Annotated in this window: 19 protein-coding genes; 18 read left to right on the plus strand and 1 reads right to left on the minus strand. The window is 33.1% G+C overall.

The annotated features are described in order from the left end of the window. The first annotated feature begins 132 nt into the window (after window positions 1–132). The 11 genes from LAB100_RS01070 to LAB100_RS01115 all read left to right on the plus strand — a co-directional run bounded on the left by LAB100_RS01070 (window position 133) and on the right by LAB100_RS01115 (window position 11,029). Entirely contained in the window at window positions 133–1,410 is a 1,278-nt protein-coding gene (locus tag LAB100_RS01070; RefSeq protein WP_246001196.1) for an ABC transporter substrate-binding protein, read from the plus strand. After that, on the plus strand, window positions 1,394–2,278 hold the full coding sequence (locus LAB100_RS01075; RefSeq protein WP_119326364.1) for a carbohydrate ABC transporter permease: 885 nt from the start codon (window positions 1,394–1,396) through the stop codon (window positions 2,276–2,278). The genes LAB100_RS01070 and LAB100_RS01075 overlap by 17 nt, the downstream gene beginning before the upstream one ends. Then, window positions 2,271–3,086, plus strand: a complete 816-nt coding sequence (locus tag LAB100_RS01080) for a carbohydrate ABC transporter permease (RefSeq protein ID WP_119326363.1) — start codon at window positions 2,271–2,273, stop codon at window positions 3,084–3,086. Before LAB100_RS01075 ends, LAB100_RS01080 begins: the two co-directional genes overlap by 8 nt. A gap of 9 nt (window positions 3,087–3,095) precedes the next feature. Continuing rightward, window positions 3,096–4,187 carry an ABC transporter ATP-binding protein gene (locus LAB100_RS01085; protein WP_119326362.1) on the plus strand — a complete coding sequence of 364 codons (1,092 nt, stop codon included), beginning with the start codon at window positions 3,096–3,098 and terminating at the stop codon, window positions 4,185–4,187. Beyond that, the gene (locus tag LAB100_RS01090; protein WP_119326361.1) at window positions 4,180–4,992 is read left to right on the plus strand and encodes a metallophosphoesterase family protein; all 813 of its coding nucleotides are present in this window, start codon (window positions 4,180–4,182) and stop codon (window positions 4,990–4,992) included. The genes LAB100_RS01085 and LAB100_RS01090 overlap by 8 nt, the downstream gene beginning before the upstream one ends. A gap of 628 nt (window positions 4,993–5,620) precedes the next feature. Then, complete coding sequence (locus tag LAB100_RS01095; RefSeq protein WP_119326360.1) at window positions 5,621–6,823, plus strand: CCA tRNA nucleotidyltransferase; 1,203 nt, start codon at window positions 5,621–5,623, stop codon at window positions 6,821–6,823. A 53-nt stretch (window positions 6,824–6,876) separates the two neighbouring features. Further along, entirely contained in the window at window positions 6,877–7,341 is a 465-nt protein-coding gene (locus tag LAB100_RS01100) for a hypothetical protein (protein WP_119326359.1), read from the plus strand. Between the two features lie 64 nt (window positions 7,342–7,405). Next, entirely contained in the window at window positions 7,406–7,576 is a 171-nt protein-coding gene (locus LAB100_RS11495) for a hypothetical protein (RefSeq protein WP_162894194.1), read from the plus strand. Between the two features lie 95 nt (window positions 7,577–7,671). Further along, complete coding sequence (locus LAB100_RS01105; protein ID WP_119326358.1) at window positions 7,672–9,570, plus strand: ABC-F family ATP-binding cassette domain-containing protein; 1,899 nt, start codon at window positions 7,672–7,674, stop codon at window positions 9,568–9,570. Window positions 9,571–9,580: 10 nt separating this feature from the next. Next, window positions 9,581–10,531, plus strand: coding sequence for a thymidylate synthase (locus tag LAB100_RS01110; protein WP_119326357.1), 951 nt, complete (start codon window positions 9,581–9,583; stop codon window positions 10,529–10,531). A 9-nt stretch (window positions 10,532–10,540) separates the two neighbouring features. Beyond that, entirely contained in the window at window positions 10,541–11,029 is a 489-nt protein-coding gene (locus LAB100_RS01115) for a dihydrofolate reductase (protein WP_119326356.1), read from the plus strand. Here LAB100_RS01115 and trhA read toward each other — a convergent pair whose 3' ends face one another. Next, complete coding sequence (trhA, locus tag LAB100_RS01120) at window positions 11,030–11,680, minus strand: PAQR family membrane homeostasis protein TrhA (protein ID WP_119326355.1); 651 nt, start codon at window positions 11,678–11,680, stop codon at window positions 11,030–11,032. A 210-nt stretch (window positions 11,681–11,890) separates the two neighbouring features. Between trhA and LAB100_RS01125 the strand changes: the two genes are divergently transcribed. From LAB100_RS01125 to dprA, 7 genes are read left to right on the plus strand one after another with little or no spacing between them, the layout of a single operon-like run. Continuing rightward, window positions 11,891–12,733, plus strand: a complete 843-nt coding sequence (locus tag LAB100_RS01125; RefSeq protein ID WP_119326354.1) for a DegV family protein — start codon at window positions 11,891–11,893, stop codon at window positions 12,731–12,733. A gap of 45 nt (window positions 12,734–12,778) precedes the next feature. Next, window positions 12,779–13,627 carry a DUF459 domain-containing protein gene (locus LAB100_RS01130; protein WP_119326353.1) on the plus strand — a complete coding sequence of 283 codons (849 nt, stop codon included), beginning with the start codon at window positions 12,779–12,781 and terminating at the stop codon, window positions 13,625–13,627. A gap of 2 nt (window positions 13,628–13,629) precedes the next feature. Beyond that, on the plus strand, window positions 13,630–14,223 hold the full coding sequence (locus LAB100_RS01135) for a YpmS family protein (protein WP_246001198.1): 594 nt from the start codon (window positions 13,630–13,632) through the stop codon (window positions 14,221–14,223). 12 nt (window positions 14,224–14,235) lie between these two features. Beyond that, a complete protein-coding gene (locus LAB100_RS01140) occupies window positions 14,236–14,460 on the plus strand; it encodes a YozE family protein (protein WP_119326351.1) in 225 nt (74 codons plus the stop codon). A gap of 23 nt (window positions 14,461–14,483) precedes the next feature. Continuing rightward, the gene (gene ylqF, locus LAB100_RS01145) at window positions 14,484–15,338 is read left to right on the plus strand and encodes a ribosome biogenesis GTPase YlqF (protein ID WP_119326350.1); all 855 of its coding nucleotides are present in this window, start codon (window positions 14,484–14,486) and stop codon (window positions 15,336–15,338) included. Next, on the plus strand, window positions 15,328–16,101 hold the full coding sequence (gene rnhB / locus LAB100_RS01150; RefSeq protein ID WP_119326349.1) for a ribonuclease HII: 774 nt from the start codon (window positions 15,328–15,330) through the stop codon (window positions 16,099–16,101). The genes ylqF and rnhB overlap by 11 nt, the downstream gene beginning before the upstream one ends. Window positions 16,102–16,151: 50 nt before the next feature. Beyond that, window positions 16,152–16,967 carry a DNA-processing protein DprA gene (gene dprA / locus LAB100_RS01155; RefSeq protein ID WP_119326348.1) on the plus strand — a complete coding sequence of 272 codons (816 nt, stop codon included), beginning with the start codon at window positions 16,152–16,154 and terminating at the stop codon, window positions 16,965–16,967. The last annotated feature ends 6 nt before the right edge of the window (window positions 16,968–16,973 follow it).

The raw sequence follows: 16,973 nt of genomic DNA on the forward strand, positions 1-16,973 counted from the left end.
TCGCTAGTTAATTGAATCTTTTTGCTTTTGTAAAGAAAATTTACAGAATATTTTCAATTTCTAAACATTAAATATACTTTTTATACACAGCCGACGAATATGATTAATTTATTGAAAAAGGGAGGGAAAGTTTTGAAAAATAATATTTTGAAAAAGCTTCTATTGGTTATGGGGGTAATGGCTCTAGCCGTTGTATTCACAGGTTGTGGTAAAAAAACGTCTGCTTCATCGGTGAAACATATCACTTACTGGCATGTAAACGCTCAAACTCAAGGTGGAGCGACAGTGGACGATCTTGTAAAGAAATTTAATGCAACTCACAAGAACATTAAAGTAACTGCAAAATACAATCCTGATATGTATAAAGGATTGATGCAAAATCTTCAATCAGCTCAGGCCTCGGGGAAAGTTCCTGATGTTACACAAGTTGGATGGGCATATGATAATTACTTTGCCAACAACTTTAAATATATGACACCAACAGATGCTGCTAAAAAGTTTGATAACAATACTAAGTTTATTGATAGTAACTTTACAAAGAGAACTTTATCATTTGCTAAAGATAGCAAAGGTCATTTAGTTGGGTTGCCATATTCATTGAGTACTCCAGTACTATTTGTCAATAAAGATATTTTAAGCAAATATAATATTAATGAAAATTCCCTAGCTACATGGGAAGGCATCAAAACAGCTTCTAAAACAATCCATGATCAATCTGGAAAATATGGTTTATATATTCAAGAACCTGGTGATACTTGGGCTCAACAAGCCGTTATGCTAAGTAATGGTGCTAATATTCAAAAAAACGGTAAAGCAGCCTTTGCAAGTTCTAATGGTGTGGCAGCTTATAAGTATTATCAAGAAATGGTAACTAGTAAATTAGCTTTACATACTCCTTGGGCTCAGGGAATGGATTCATTCATTAAAGGTGACGTTGCAATGGCGTTTACAACAATTGCCCAAGCTTCACATATTAAAAAGAGTGCTAGTTTTAATGCTTCAGCAATCGTAGCACCTCATTTTGAAAATCATAAGACAGTTGTACCTGTTGGTGGATCAATGTTAGCCATTACAGCTCGAGATCCTGATCAACAAAAAGCTGCCTGGGAATTTGAAAAGTGGATGTATAAAGCTGATTCAGCTGTAACTTGGAGTAAAGGAACAGGTTACTTACCTCCTACAAAGATTGCTTTGGAATCTGACAGTTTTAAAGCATATGTTAAAGAAAATCCAATGTTGGATCCAGCCGTTAAGACATTAGATAATGCTATTCCATGGACATCATTCCCTAAGAAGGGGCTTGAAGCTGAACAATCAATGATTGATGCTCGAGACAAAATCTTATCCGGAAGTGACGTTCAATCTACTTTGAAAGCAGCACAGGATAATATTAATGCACAACAAAAATAAAAAGATTTTACCATTCTTGTATTTGTTACCAACAGCAATATTATTAATAGTCTTTATGATCATACCAATTATTTACACATTTTATTTAAGTTTCTTTGATTGGAACTTAATAGCACCAACTAAGGAATTTGTGGGTTTGAGAAATTATATTGAAGTGTTTACTAATCCGGTCAATCAAAAAGTGATCTTAAATACTTTGATTTACATTTTTTTCTTGATAGTTTTAAATTTTTTGGTTCCGTATTTCATTTCATTGATTGTTAAGTTTTTTATCAAAAAAATGCAAGGAGCTTATAAAGTTTTATTCTTTATCCCAAGTTTATTTTCACTAGTTGTAGGGGCCATGTTATTTACTTGGATCTTAAATCCAGTTTCAGGACCTATTGCCTATGTAATGAAGAATTTAGGGATGACAATGCCTAATTGGTCCAATTCAGGTATCTTAGCCATTACCGTGATTTGTTTTATAACTAATTGGAAAGTCTTTGGCTATAACTTTATCTTACTATTAACAGGCTTAGGTTCTATTCCAACTAATATCATTGATGCTGCTAAGATTGATGGGATTCCTAAGTGGAGATTGATCTGGAATGTAATTTTGCCAATGAATCGTGGAATTGGAATTTATGTATTAATTTTGACAATTGTTCAAGGTTTGCAGTATGTCTTTACACCAATTAACGTTATTACCACTGGTGGTCCTTATTATGGTTCATCCAATATGATCTATCAGACATACTTGAATGCTTTTGTTCTTTATAAGACGGGGACATCGTCAGCTCTAGCAATTGTTACTTTTGTAGTATTTTTAGTTCTTCTATTTATTGAAATACGTTTTGTGGAAGGGAAGGCTAAAAAGTATGTTTAAAAAAATCAATTTATGGCACATATTATTAATATTGATTGTTCTGAGTGCGATTGTGCCAATTTTGTTCATGGTTTCTAATTCTTTCAAAACTTTACGTGATTCATATGGAACTATGTTAAATCTAATTCCAACTCATCCCACCATTAAGAATTACTTGTTGTTAAATAAACAGGTTAACCTTTTAGGATTAACTTGGAATACTTTCTTAATGGCAACAATTGTGACAATTGGTAAGTTATTGACCGGGTTACTAACGGCATATGCTTTTAGAACATACCAATTTAAAGGGAAGATGTTTATTTATCTACTCTTTGTTGCAACCATTTTTGTACCTTTTACGATTGTGATGATTCCTAATTATTTAGTTATTTCCAAATTGAATCTTTTGAATAATATTTGGGGAGTAGCTTTGCCGCAATTGTGTGATGCAACCGGGATTATGATTTTTCTTAAAACAATGGAAAAAATCCCTAATACATTAATTGATGCAGCTAAAATTGACGATATTCCTAAGCGAAAGATATTTTTCAATATCGTTATCCCAATTCTTAAACCAAGTATTGTCAGTGTAGGGGCAATTTTCTTTATTAATTCTTGGAATGAATACGTTTGGCCAACTTTGATTTTGAAGGATAAGGCTAGTTTTACTTTGCCATTAGCACTTCAAAATTATATTTCAAGTGAAGGTGGAACCAATTTTCCTTTAGCAATGGCTCTTTCTACGATCATGGTTATATTGCCTTTGATCATTTATCTAATTTTCCAAAAATATATTCTTAACAGCATTAGTAACAGTGGCTTGAAATAGGGAGAACGTATGAATAAAAGTAATGCAACTATTGAATTAAAAAATATTTCAAAACAATTTAAAAAAAATACCATTATTGATGGTATGGATTTATCAGTCAAGGCAGGTGAATTCTTAGTTCTTTTGGGTCCTTCAGGATGTGGGAAGTCTACAACATTACGAATGATTGCTGGATTAGAAGAACCTACTTCTGGACAAGTTATGATTGATAATCGTGATTTAAGAGAATTAAAAAATGACGGTCATACTATTGCAATGGTATTTCAGGATTATGCACTTTATCCAAATATGACAGTCTATCAGAATCTTGAGTATGCTCTAAAAATTCATAAGGTTGCTAAAGATGAACGTCAGAAAAGAATTGAGAATGTTTTAGAAACATTGAATTTAACTAAATATAGAGATCGTTTACCTTCACAATTATCTGGTGGTCAAAAGCAACGTGTAGCAGTAGGACGTGGAATGGTCAAAAAGAGCGAAATCTTCCTTTTAGATGAGCCACTGTCCAATATTGATGTTCAGTTACGAGAAAAGGCTCGTGATGAGATTCAAAATCTGCATGCAACTAATCAACAAACAATCGTTTATGTAACACATGATCAATTAGAGGCAATGGCATTAGGTGACAGGATTGCCGTAATGGACCAAGGAATCATTCAGATGATTGATGTACCGGAGAATATTTATAATAATCCCGCTAATTTATTCGTGGCGGAATTTATTGGAACACCACAAATTAATGTTATTGAGGTTGAGTATAAAGATAGTAATGTTCTTTTTAATAACAAGAGTATTCTTGCTGATCAAAATCTAAATTTAAAAGAACAAAAATATCGTTTAGGTATTAGACCGGAAAACCTTTTCTGTTCAAAAGAACGTCAAAATAGTCAAGATTTAGAATTGACGGTTGAAAATATTATTGATTATGGTCGCTTTGTACAATTGTCATTGGTTAATGATGAAGGCTTGACATTAAAATCAATCGTAAATACTTTTGAATTCAACGTTAATGAGAAGGTCTTTGTACATCTAAAGAAGGCAACCAGTTTATTATTTGATTACGAAATTGGCAAAAATTTGAATTGGGGTAACTATGAATAAATATAAAATTATTCAAATCACTGATACACATTTAACGCCTAAGAATGCACTAGCAGCCAATAATCAAAAAATTGATCCGTTTTTGAAATTAGCGAGTATTTTTAAAGATATCTCTGAGATGATCATTAAACCCAACTTAATCGTTATTACAGGTGATTTAATTCATGAAGGTGTCCGAGAAGATTACAAACATTTGGCTAAGCTAATTACTAATCAAAAGGAAAAACTACACATACCGATTGAAGTAGTCTTAGGTAACCATGATCGTACTAAAGCTTTTTTTGAAGGGTATCTTCAAAAACCGGAGCAAAAGAAATATTATTATTTAAAATCAACTGATGAATTTGATTTTTACTTTTTAGATAGTAAGTTTTACAACTATGAACAAGGTTATCTGGGACAAGAGCAGCTTGATTGGCTTAAAAATAATTTAAATGCACGTCAAGATAAACCGGCACTATTGTTCCTTCATCATCCAGTTGATGGGCCGGCTATTCATCATATGCGTTATAGCATTTTGCAGGAAAGTAAGGAATTGATGTCAGTTATTACTGGAACTTCAGTTCAGGCTGTATTTTCAGGACATATTCATTTTGAAACATCATTTGTTAAAAATTGCATTTTGATGCATTCAACTGATTCCAGTGCTTATCATATTAATTGTGATAATGCTCATAAACATTTAATTTATGATGCGACGTATTATGATGTTATTACAATTGAAGATGGTGAAGAAGTTATCAATTACGTTGATGTTAAAGATACAGGTTTTGTAGATAAAAGTATTTTTGAAGAATGTAAATAAAAAGTATAAAAACCAAACTAAAGTTTTGTTTTCTAATTAATTGAATTTATAAAATAAAATGGCATCTATAAGAGCAAAGATACATACTCGTATCTTTATATCTTATAGATGCTATTTAAATATCTAAGAAATCAGAATTATGTCTTACTTTATGATTGAAACAAACAATGTCCTGTACTATGACATGTAGAACCATTTATCTTTTATCTTTTCCGGCAACCATACTGATGAGAAAAACAACTGAATTGAGAAGGAGCGCAGAGAAGGTTAGCCAATCAAGACCACAGATAGCTCCGATCCAAATACCGATTAGTGAAATCAAAAGAATTATATCTACCATACCTTACGAATACCGAAGTGTTGAATTTGTTTTAAAAACTTTATATATTCAGTATTCTTTCACATCCTTATTAACTCTATTATATATTTTTTTCATATATCTTGTAGTGATAGACAGAAATTTATTGCTTTTTTTGACAAGCTGTTATTGCCGTAATGTCAATTAAGTAAGCGCTGTACAAAAATGGTAAAATCGTGACAATATCGTAAAATAAGGTCTGTATTTAGTAACTTAGATTATTGGTATATAATAAATAGAGAATTTTATTATTAAGTGAGAGGTAAACATATGCAAATCAAACAACTTCCTGCCGATTTTAAAGCAGCATTACCAGTTTTAGAAAAAATTGAACAAGCCGGATTTGAAGCTTATTTTGTAGGAGGAAGTGTACGTGACCATATATTAGGCTTGCCAATACATGACGTTGATATTGCAACTAGTGCTTATCCAGAAGAAATCAAAGAAATATTCAAACGAACGGTGGATACTGGGATTCAACATGGAACGGTGACTGTTTTAATGGGGGATGACTCTTATGAAATCACAACTTTTAGAACCGAGTCAGGTTATCAGGATTATCGTCGCCCCGACAAGGTTACTTTTGTTAGATCCTTAGGGGATGACCTGAAGAGACGCGATTTTACCATTAACGCCTTAGCTGTGGATCTTAATGGAAATGTAATTGATAAGTTCGATGGTTTAAAAGATCTTGATAAAAAAATTATCCGGGCCGTTGGCAAAGCTGAGGAAAGATTTCATGAAGATGCTTTAAGAATGATGCGTGCGGTGAGATTTCAGGCACAATTAAATTTTAAAGTTGAAGATAAAACAGCTCAAGCTATTGCAGACAATGCACCTTTGTTAGAAAAAATAGCTGTGGAGAGAATTCGTGAAGAGTTTGTCAAATTGCTTCTAAGCCAGTCATGGCAAACAGGCTTTGCAGATTTTCTCAAATTAGGCTTGAGTGAGTATTGCCCCGGATTTAATGAACAAAAGTTGAAATTAGAGGAATTATTGGTACCTCAAAAACAAATTTTTATGGATGAGGATGAAGCTTGGGTAGCAATTGGCTACGTTTTGAGTTTGAATCATGGGGAATTTAGTCATTTATTAAGGGATTGGAAAGTTTCAAATAAAACTAGGGAAACTAGTTTGAATACTCTAAATTTATTACATCTTTTTGATAGTCGTGATTTTGATCTATGGAATATTTATAAATTAGGTGTCGGTAATTTAGAAAGAACAATTGAACTTTGTAAAATGTTTGACATTGAATTTGACTATTCAAAATTACAAGAAAAAGTAGCTAAAATTTCTATCAAAAGTAGTCGAGAGTTAGCGCTTTCAGGAAAAGATGTTTGTGAAATACTAGGTGTCAAACCAGGTCCAATTATTGGAAAGTCAATGTCCCAAATAGAGCGAGCTATCGTGGAAGGAAACGTTTCCAATAATTTTGATGATTTAAGACATTATTTGTTAAGTAATCAATAATGCTGTGGTATTATGAAAACAGTAAGTATTTTAGGATTCGAAAGGGTGATAGTATGACTAAACATGTTTTTAAAGAACTTAAATTCTACTTTAGAAATGAAGATACTTGGACAGTTAGCCACAGTGAGATGAGAGATATTTGGATCGCACGTGTAACAACTAGTTACGGACGTATTAAGGGTGGACGTATGCAAGAGATTCATCCATGTAAGAGATTCAGAATTGAAATTTTACCAGAGGCTGACTATATTAAAGATACTGACGTTTCTACAGATGCTATGGCTGACGGAATGTTCAATCGTATCATTAAATATCAAGATATCGAAAAATGTGATATTGTCTTTGAAGACGATCAAGACAAAGACCCAATGCAAATTTACTTCCCATTCAAACAAAAGGATGTCGAAGGTTTGGACAACGCTTATCAATCTTCAGCAATTTCAAGTAAGACTGGTAATCTCTATATCTCAATTGATCCAGAAAATACTGTTTACGATATTTATAAGAGTGATCTTTAATTAAAAAACGGGACATTAGTTGAATTATTAACTAAGTCCCGTTTTTTGTGGGAGGAAAATTAAAATGGGGAATTTAAAAATTGGTTCAATAGTGTCAGTAATAGACCAAAAGGATGCAATGCATCAACAAATCGGAGCGGTTGTCTATTATGACAAAAAACGTGAAAAAATCTTAGTTAGATTTGGTGGTGTGCAACAATTATATTATGATTTGAATCAGCTCCAAGAATATTAATAGCTTATTACATGTGATAAAATAAAAGATGAAGAGCAACAATATACCTCTATCTACTTGGGTAGAGGAATTTTTTATTTATAGTGGTGAAATAATTGAAAACCTTAAATATTTCTAATGCATCTAAATCATTCGGTGAAAGAACACTCTTTACCGATGTAACTTTTACAATTAATGAAGGTGACCGTATCGGTCTTTTAGGACTTAACGGAACCGGAAAAACTACCTTATTGGATGGTATTGTCAACAACAGCGATTTGAATACGATTGATGTTGAAAAGCCTAAAGATTATAAGATTTCATATTTGAAACAGCAGCCAGATTTGGACGAAGATTCGTCAGTTATTGATGCTGTTTTTAATGGTAGTGGCGAAAAGTTCCAATTGATTCGTCAATATGAAAATTCTTTGACTGAATTCAATGCCAATTCAACTGATCAGAAGATTCAAAATGAGTTTTTCAAGCTTCAAGAAAAGATGAATGCTGCTGAAGCTTGGCAAATGGAGTCTGATGTTAAATCGATTTTAAATAAATTGGGCATTACTGAGTTAGATAAAAAGATCAGTGAGTTATCTGGTGGCCAACAAAGACGTGTTGCTTTGGCTCAAACTTTAATTTCTGAAGCGGACCTATTGATCCTAGATGAACCAACTAACCACCTGGATTACGAAGCAATCGATTGGTTACAGACTTATTTAAGTAAATATAAAGGTTCAGTTCTTTTTGTTACCCATGATCGTTATTTCTTAAATGAAGTTGCAACAAGAATTTTTGAAATTGAAAATCGAAATGTAACTGAATATGACGGTAATTATGAGAAGTATTTGCAACAAAAAGCTACTAATGAAGAAGTTTATGCTTCAGAACAACATCATAAAACTCAACTTTATAAGCAAGAATTAAATTGGATGCGTGCAGGTGTAAAGGCCCGTGGAACCAAACAACAGGCTAGAAAAGATCGATTCAATGATTTAAAAGATGATTTACAAAATAAGCCTGATGTTCAAAAGGAAATGTCAATTGATATTGCCCAACAACGATTGGGAAATGATGTTTTTGATATTAAAGATGCTAATTTGAAATTTGATAAACATGTTATTTTGAATAATTTTAGTTACTTAGTTTCTCGTGGGGATCGAATTGGTATTACTGGGTCCAATGGTTCAGGTAAAACAACCTTTTTAAATACTATTGCTCAACAAATTCCTTTAGATTCAGGGGAAATTAAAACCGGTCAAACTGTCCGATTAGGCTACTATACTCAACATACTCGTGATATGGATCCAGATAAACGTGTTATTAGATATCTAGAATCTATTGGACAAGGTGTTAAGAACAACGATGGTTCTCATATGTCAGCTTCACAGATGCTTGATACCTTTAAATTTGATCATCAAATGCAAGGTGCATTTATCAGAGAACTTTCTGGTGGTGAAAAGCGTCGTCTATATTTATTGGCAATTCTTATGAATCAACCTAATGTTTTGTTATTGGATGAACCAACTAACAATTTAGATATTGAAACTTTGACAATTCTCGAAAATTATTTGGAAAGTTTTAAGGGTACAGTTTTGGCCGTATCCCATGATCGCTATTTCTTAGATAAAGTAGCTGCCAAATTATTGATTTTCGAAGGACAAGGTCAGATTGAAGAAAGCTATGATTCTTATTCAGCCTATTTACAAAAAGCTACAGAATTAAAGCAAGCCAAACATCATGAAGTAAAAGCTCAAAAGCATGAGGAAGTTAAAGAAAAGGCTGAGCAAAAGACTGAACCTAAGAAAAAATTAACTTATGCTGAGCAAATGGAATTTGACAAACTTGAGCCTAAGATCGAAAAGCTAGATGACGAAATGGCACAATTGAAACAAGAATTAAATGATTCGTCGAATGATTATGAAAAACTGATGGATTTCCAAAGAGAACTTGATGAAAAGACTGCAGAATCAGATAAGTTAATGGATCGTTGGGAATACTTAGGTCAATTTATTTAGGAGAGCAATCATGCATAACGAACAACGATATTTAGATCTTTTAAAATATGTATTAGAACATGGTCATAAGAAAAGTGACCGTACAGGAACCGGTACAATCAGTACTTTTGGTTATCAAATGCGTTTTGACTTACAAGAGTCATTCCCACTTCTAACTACTAAGAAGATTCCTTTTGGACTAATTAAAAGTGAATTATTGTGGTTTTTGCATGGAGATACTAATATTAAATACTTATTAGAACATAACAATCATATTTGGGATGAATGGGCTTTTAAGAATTATATTGAGAGTTCAGATTATACCGGTCCAGATATGACTGACTTTGGTCGTCGTCGTTTGATCGATGATGAATTTGCTCAAGCTTATAAGTATGAAAAAAGTAAGTTTGATAAAGAAATTTTGGAAAATAATAAGTTTGCAGCTAAATTTGGTAACCTCGGAGATGTCTACGGAGCACAATGGCGTCATTGGCAAAAAAGAGATGGAGGATTTATTGATCAGATTATTAATGTGATTGATCAGATCAAAAAAACTCCTAATTCCCGTCGTTTAATCGTGAGTGCTTGGAATCCTGAGGATGTACCAACAATGGCTTTACCACCATGTCATACGCTTTTTCAGTTTTATGTAAATGATGGCAAACTTTCTTGTCAATTGTATCAACGTAGTGGAGATCTTTTCTTAGGAGTGCCTTTTAATATTGCTAGTTATGCTTTACTGACACATTTAATTGCTCGAGAAACTGGTTTGCAAGTAGGAGAATTTATTCATACTTTGGGTGATGCTCATATTTATTCAAATCACCTTGAACAAGTTAAAGAACAATTAAATCGTAAACCAGTTAATGGTCCTCAACTAGAGATTACCAGTGACAAGAGTATTTTTGAAATTGATACAGAAGATATTAAAGTTACCGACTATAATCCACAACCAGCTATCAAAGCTCCGGTTGCTGTTTAGGAGAATAAAATGATAAGTTTTGTATGGGCAGAAGATAAAAATCATATAATTGGCGTTGATGGTCATTTACCTTGGAAATTACCCAATGATATGAAACGCTTTAAAGATGTTACAACTGGGCATCCTATCGTCATGGGGAGAAAGACTTTTGAAAGTTTTCCTAATGGTCCGTTGCCTAATCGCTTGAATATTGTTATTTCTCGGAATTCTAATTATCAAGTTCCTAAATCAGTGGTTTTGATTACTGATAAGGCGGAATTAACTGAACATGTGTCGGCTGATGAAGAGATAATGGTTATTGGTGGAGAAGGTATTTTTAGACTTTTTCAAAATGACGTTGATCGATTGTATTTGACAAAAATCGATCATGAATTTGTTGGTGATACCAAAATGGTTGAAATTGATTATAGTAAGTTCGATTTGGTCGAAAAAAAAGAAGGTATTGTGGATGATAAAAATATCTATCCATATACCTTCGAAACTTATCAAAAGATTTAATTAACCAACGTAAAAGTAAACTGAAAAATACATTAAAGCCGTACCGATCATGACAAAAATATGCCAGATAACATGTATATATCTAAGATTTTTCATTAAGTAGAGACAGGCTCCTAATGTAAAGGCAATTCCTCCAGCTACCAGCAAAGCAATTCCAGTTGCTCCAATAGCGTGATAGAGAGGGTTCATTGCAATAATGATGGCCCAGCCCATCAAAACATAGAGCAAGGTTTCAAAGTACTTGAAACGACCTACATTGAAGATCTTGTAAAGAATTCCGCCAATAGCTAAAACCCAGATAAAGGCTAGAATGCTGTAGCCAAAGGCTGAATGCAAAGCAATCAAGCAATAAGGGGTGTATGTTCCAGCAATCATTAAAAAGATGGAACTATGATCAAATATTTGAAAAACACCCTTAGCTCTGGTGAAATAAAGACTATGAAAGAGCGTTGAACTTAGATATAAGAAGAACAAGGTAAAAGCGTAAATAAAGTAGGCTGTAATATTTAAAGGATTGCCTTGATGGAACCCTTTAATTAAAAGAAAAATCGATCCGATTATCGCTAAAATGATCCCGATACCGTGCGTTACAGCACTGAATACTTGATCAGTAATCAAATATGCTCGAGTAAAACTATGTTTTTTTGACATTTTTAAAGCTCCAATTGTTTTTGACTAGTTACTTTAATTATTATAAACGTTTTAGGACTTTTCAGACAGTGGCAACATTTGTATAATTAATACCGAATATTATTAGGTATAGATTTATTTTTGCAAATTGCACTGTGAAAGCAATTTTAAAAATATTTTTTGTTATAATTGAATTAATTAAGAATTAAAACCCTATGAAAGAGGGATAAAATGAGTAAAGTAAAAATCCTTGCCGATTCATCGGTACAATTAACTCCAGAAGAGATCGAAAAATATAATATTAGTATTGTTCCATTAACAATCAGTATTGATGATAAGACTTATACTGACGGTGTGGATATCACAAGAGAAGAGTTTGTTCGTGAAATGGACGCTTCTAAAGATTTGCCAAAAACATCGCAACCTTCAATCGGTACTTTTATGAATGTGATTGATGAAGTACCCGCTGATTATACTGATATCTTGGCTTTGATGATGACGCCATCTATTAGTGGAACTATCAATGCCGCTAGACAAGTGGCTGATATGACTGATCGTCATGTGGAAGTTATTGATACTGAATTTACTGATCGTGCTCAAGGTTTTCAAGTTTTAAGAGCTGCACAAATGGCTCAAGAGGGTAAGTCGGTAGAAGAAATTAAGCAAGCATTGTCAGTTATACGTGATCATACTTATTTGTATATGGGTGTGACAAGTATTGAAAATATTCTTCGTGGTGGACGTTTGAGCCGTTTTGCCGGCACACTTTCAACACTTTTAAATATTAATCTTGTTTTAACAGTTAAGAATAATAGTTTGAATATTGAAAAACGTGGTCGTGGACGTAAAACGATTGAAAAATACATGGATAACGTTATGGAAGAAATCAAGAGTTTGAAGAATATCAAATCAATTGGAATTTCATACGTTGATAATATGGATTATGTCAATGAGTTAAAAGAAAAATTGGCAGAGATCGTTCCTAATGTACCGCTTTTAATTAGAGTAACTAGTCCGGTTATTGCTACTCATGCTGGATCAGGAGCTTTCGCAATTGAATTTTATACAGAGTAAAAGCTGATGATGGCATCAGCTTTTTTTTGAAAGATGGATTAATAAATGAAGAAGAAAAGTATTTGGATCATAGGATTAATTATTTTATTAGTGGCTATTAGTGGTGGAGCTTATTATTTTGTTCATAACAATCAGTCACAAGTTACAGAAACTAAAACTGTTAAAAAAACAAAACCCAAGAAAAAAGTGATTCCTAAGAAAAAGAATATCAGTATTGTTGCCATTGGAGATTCTTTAACACAAGGGGTCGGTGATTCTAAATCTGTTGGCGGTGGCTATGTCACACGCTTAACGCAAAAAGTTCAATCAAAATACAAAGTAAAAGCTGAGTCACATAATTATGGAGTGTCTGGTGATACTAGCCAACAAATTATGGCTCGAATCAAGTCTGATCAAAAAATGCATCAAGATTTGTCTAAAGCTGATATTATTACAGTAACCGTTGGTGGTAATGACTTTATGCATTTATTGCAACGTAAGGGATTGGATCTCACAGCTGGTGAAATTGCTGACGAACAGGTTCAATTTGATAAACGTTTGAGTCAACTTTTAACTGATATTAGAAATTACAATAGCAAGGCACCAATTTATTTGATTGGAATCTATAATCCATTTAGCATTTATTTGTCTAATGTTAAGAATGCTAAGGTAGCCTTCATTAATTGGAATAAAGGTTCAGCAAAAGTTGCAAATAAATTCAACGATACCCACTTTATTGATATTAATAATTTATATCAACCTAAGGGTATTACTAAGAAAATTCAAAAAACAGGATCTAATCCATATCTCTATAAGAAAGACCACTTCCATCCCAATGGGACCGGTTATGATATGATGACAGACAAAGTATTTGAAGAAGTTAATGGGACAACAAAGGAGTGGCTTTACAAGTAATTATGAAAAAAAATTATTGGAAATATGCATTTATTGCTTTGGCAGCAATTATTATTATTGGTTTAGGTTTTATTGGAACTAAGGTTTTGAGTTCACCAACTGAAAATTATCAAGTGTCATCGTCAATTGTCGATAAGAACAGTCAAGTTTTCACAGTGAATATGAATAAACAAGAAGCTAATAAAATGGCTCAGTATTATTTGAAGAATACGCTAAACGATGGTAAGACTGATTATCAATTGATCTTGAAAAAAGATGCAGAATTGACAGGTTCAATAAAATTCTTAGGTGCCAAGATTCACTTTACGATTTTGATGCAACCTTACGCAAAAACTAATGGGGATGTCTTATTAAAAGCAAAACAAATGAAAATCGGTGATTTATCGTTGCCAATTTCCTTTGTGATGAATTATATTAAGAATAGCTTTAAGACCCCAGAATGGGTCAGCATCAATGGTAAAGATAAGACAATTTTATTGAAGTTTACTAAGTTTACGACTAAAGAAGGCTATGGTATTCGTGCTAAGAATATCGATTTAGCAAATAACAAATTGTCCTTTGAAGTAATGAATAGTAAAATTACGAATAATCAATAGGAAGGAGTAGATATGAGACGCAGTTTTTATGAGTATTTAATGACTTTACGCAATGTTGAAAGTGTAGAACCGGACGCTGAATTTGCTAATAATGCATTTCACGATTCATCTTTCCCAAAGCAAGAAGAGGACTATCAAAAGTTATCGGAATATTTAGAATTGAATGCCGGATATCTGCCCAGCATGACGATTTTCGATGAAGTTTATCAAAAGTATCAAGAAGTAGATAAAAAATAAATTAACAGAAATAGGTGATGGTAATGGCACTACAATGGTATCCAGGACATATGAACAAGGCAAAAAATCAGGTGCAAGATCGACTTAAATTAGTTGATATTGTACTTGAGATTGTTGACGCACGTTTACCTTTTTCATCAAGAAATCCTGTTTTGGAACAAATAATTGATCAAAAGAAACATATCATCATTTTGAATAAGGCTGATTTGGCTGATCCTAAAGTTACTGCTGATTGGAAACTTAATTTTCAGCAAGAAGGTACTAATTCAATTGAACTGGATGCTAAACACAATAAAGGTTTAGGCAAAATTAAGAGCATGATTCGTTCAGAACTTTCTGAAAAGATTGCTCGTTATGAAAATAATGGTGTACAAAACTATCGTATCAAGGCTATGTGTATTGGAATTCCTAATGTTGGTAAATCAACTATTTTGAATCGTATGGTAGGTAAAAATGTTGCTATTACTGGTAACAAACCGGGTGTTACCAAGAATCAAAATTGGTTGAAAACTAGTATCGGTATCGACTTACTAGATACACCTGGTATTTTATGGCCTAAAATCGATGATCCCAAAGTAGGTATGAAATTAGCTCTCTCAGGTGCCATTAAGGATAAAATCTATGCTCCTGATGATGTAGCCATCTATGCTTTAAACTTTCTTGAAACTCATTATATGGAGCAATTACAGGAAAGTTATGGTTTAACTAATGCTGATATTTTCAATCATACAACACCAGAACTTTTAATGAATTTGACGAAAAAATTTGGGTATAAAGAAGACTATGATCGAGCATCACGTAGAATTATTGATGATGTTCGTAAGTTGAAACTGGGACGATTGACGTTTGATGTTCCCGGGGAGTTCTATGAAGAATAAATATACGATTAAAGATGTTAAAGAAATATTAATCGAGAATAATATTGATGCCGATTTATTAGCTGAATTGTCAGAAGATTCGCGGACTGGTATTAAAAAATTATTAGAGCAATATTATAAAAGACAAACCAAACAACAAGAACTAATTGATCGTTTTCACCATAAAGAATTCTTGGAAAAGCCTTATTGGGATCGCCAACAAATTGTAGCGGGCGTTGATGAGGTAGGTAGAGGACCGTTAGCTGGGCCAGTTGTGACAGCTGCGGTTATTTTGCCTGCCAACAACACACTTTACGAAGTTGATGATTCTAAAAAGTTATCGGCAAGTAAGCGAGCAGAATTGTACAAACAGATCTGTGCTCAAGCCATTGATATTAGTGTGGCCGTTGGTAGTCCTCAATTGATTGACACAGAAAATATTTATCATGCCACAGAATTGACAATGCGTGATTCTATTAATCGCTTGTATCTTAAACCAGATCATATTCTAGTTGATGCAATGACTATCCCAGTAGATATTGCTCAAACCAAATTGATCAAGGGTGACTCTAAATCTTTAAGTATTGGTGCTGCTAGTATTGTCGCTAAGGTGGCAAGAGATCGTTTAATGACGATGTATAGTCACAAATATCCTGAATTTGGTTTTGAACAAAATGATGGTTATGGAACAAAGCAACATTTAGAGGCTTTGTCACAAGTAGGCCGTACAAAAATTCATCGTTTGAGTTTTTCACCAGTCAAAAAAATTAATAAATTGTATTAAAAATAAACATCACTTCCGTAGTTTTTGAATAAAGGAGTGATGTTTTTCTTATGACAAAATTGACTGAGTTTTTAGTTAGATGCCGAATGACGGGGATGGTATCTAATCAAATAATGCTAAAAATTATAAAAATATCGTTAAAGAGTGATAATCTAAAAGGTGAAACTTTTAATTTGTTGAAAAATGAATGGGGTTTAGAAAAGTTTAATCAGTTTCTACTATTATTAGACAATCATACACCATTGAAAATAATGGCAATAAATTATTTGGATGACGAATACCCACAATTATTAAGAACAATTTATAATCCCCCAGCGCTATTGTTTTTTGAGGGAAATATTGCTTTACTTAAAACTGATTGCATAGCAATTGTAGGTAGTCGCCAAGCGACAAATTATAGTTTTCGTTGCATTAGTTCTCTTGTTCCAAGTTTAGTAAATCGTTATACTATTGTGAGCGGTTTAGCTAATGGTGCAGATTCAATGGCAAATGAGGAAGCACTGATGTATGGTAAGACTATTGCTGTACTTGGTAGTGGGTTAGACGTAGCTTATCCAGCTAAGAATTATCATTTGCAGAGAATGATTGCCCAAAAGGGCTTATTGATTACTGAATATCCAATCGGTAATTCGATTGAGCCTTGGCACTTTCCGCAACGAAATCGAATTATTGCAGGGCTAAGTCAGAAATTGATTGTGACTGAAGCAAAGGAACGTAGTGGTTCATTAATTACAGCCGATCTGGCTTTGGAAAACAACCGTGAGGTTCTAGCACTTCCAGGACGTTTGGGAGATGAACTTTCAGTTGGCTGCAATATGTTGATTGAGCAAGGTGCCACACCGTTACTTAATCTTAAAAAAATATAATTAAAC

Origin of the sequence: Companilactobacillus musae, assembly GCF_003967595.1 — a bacterium.
GTDB classification, from domain to species: domain Bacteria; phylum Bacillota; class Bacilli; order Lactobacillales; family Lactobacillaceae; genus Companilactobacillus; species Companilactobacillus musae.

Coding starts and splice junctions, on each gene's coding strand:
- LAB100_RS01075 (WP_119326364.1), top strand. CDS start 1,394: ATGCACAACAAAAATAAAAAGATTTTACCATTCTTGTATTTGTTACCA.
- LAB100_RS01080 (WP_119326363.1), top strand. CDS start 2,271: ATGTTTAAAAAAATCAATTTATGGCACATATTATTAATATTGATTGTT.
- LAB100_RS01085 (WP_119326362.1), top strand. CDS start 3,096: ATGAATAAAAGTAATGCAACTATTGAATTAAAAAATATTTCAAAACAA.
- LAB100_RS01090 (WP_119326361.1), top strand. CDS start 4,180: ATGAATAAATATAAAATTATTCAAATCACTGATACACATTTAACGCCT.
- LAB100_RS01095 (WP_119326360.1), top strand. CDS start 5,621: ATGCAAATCAAACAACTTCCTGCCGATTTTAAAGCAGCATTACCAGTT.
- LAB100_RS01100 (WP_119326359.1), top strand. CDS start 6,877: ATGACTAAACATGTTTTTAAAGAACTTAAATTCTACTTTAGAAATGAA.
- LAB100_RS11495 (WP_162894194.1), top strand. CDS start 7,406: ATGGGGAATTTAAAAATTGGTTCAATAGTGTCAGTAATAGACCAAAAG.
- LAB100_RS01110 (WP_119326357.1), top strand. CDS start 9,581: ATGCATAACGAACAACGATATTTAGATCTTTTAAAATATGTATTAGAA.
- LAB100_RS01115 (WP_119326356.1), top strand. CDS start 10,541: ATGATAAGTTTTGTATGGGCAGAAGATAAAAATCATATAATTGGCGTT.
- trhA (WP_119326355.1), bottom strand. CDS start 11,680: ATGTCAAAAAAACATAGTTTTACTCGAGCATATTTGATTACTGATCAA.
- LAB100_RS01125 (WP_119326354.1), top strand. CDS start 11,891: ATGAGTAAAGTAAAAATCCTTGCCGATTCATCGGTACAATTAACTCCA.
- LAB100_RS01130 (WP_119326353.1), top strand. CDS start 12,779: ATGAAGAAGAAAAGTATTTGGATCATAGGATTAATTATTTTATTAGTG.
- LAB100_RS01135 (WP_246001198.1), top strand. CDS start 13,630: ATGAAAAAAAATTATTGGAAATATGCATTTATTGCTTTGGCAGCAATT.
- LAB100_RS01140 (WP_119326351.1), top strand. CDS start 14,236: ATGAGACGCAGTTTTTATGAGTATTTAATGACTTTACGCAATGTTGAA.
- ylqF (WP_119326350.1), top strand. CDS start 14,484: ATGGCACTACAATGGTATCCAGGACATATGAACAAGGCAAAAAATCAG.
- rnhB (WP_119326349.1), top strand. CDS start 15,328: ATGAAGAATAAATATACGATTAAAGATGTTAAAGAAATATTAATCGAG.
- dprA (WP_119326348.1), top strand. CDS start 16,152: ATGACAAAATTGACTGAGTTTTTAGTTAGATGCCGAATGACGGGGATG.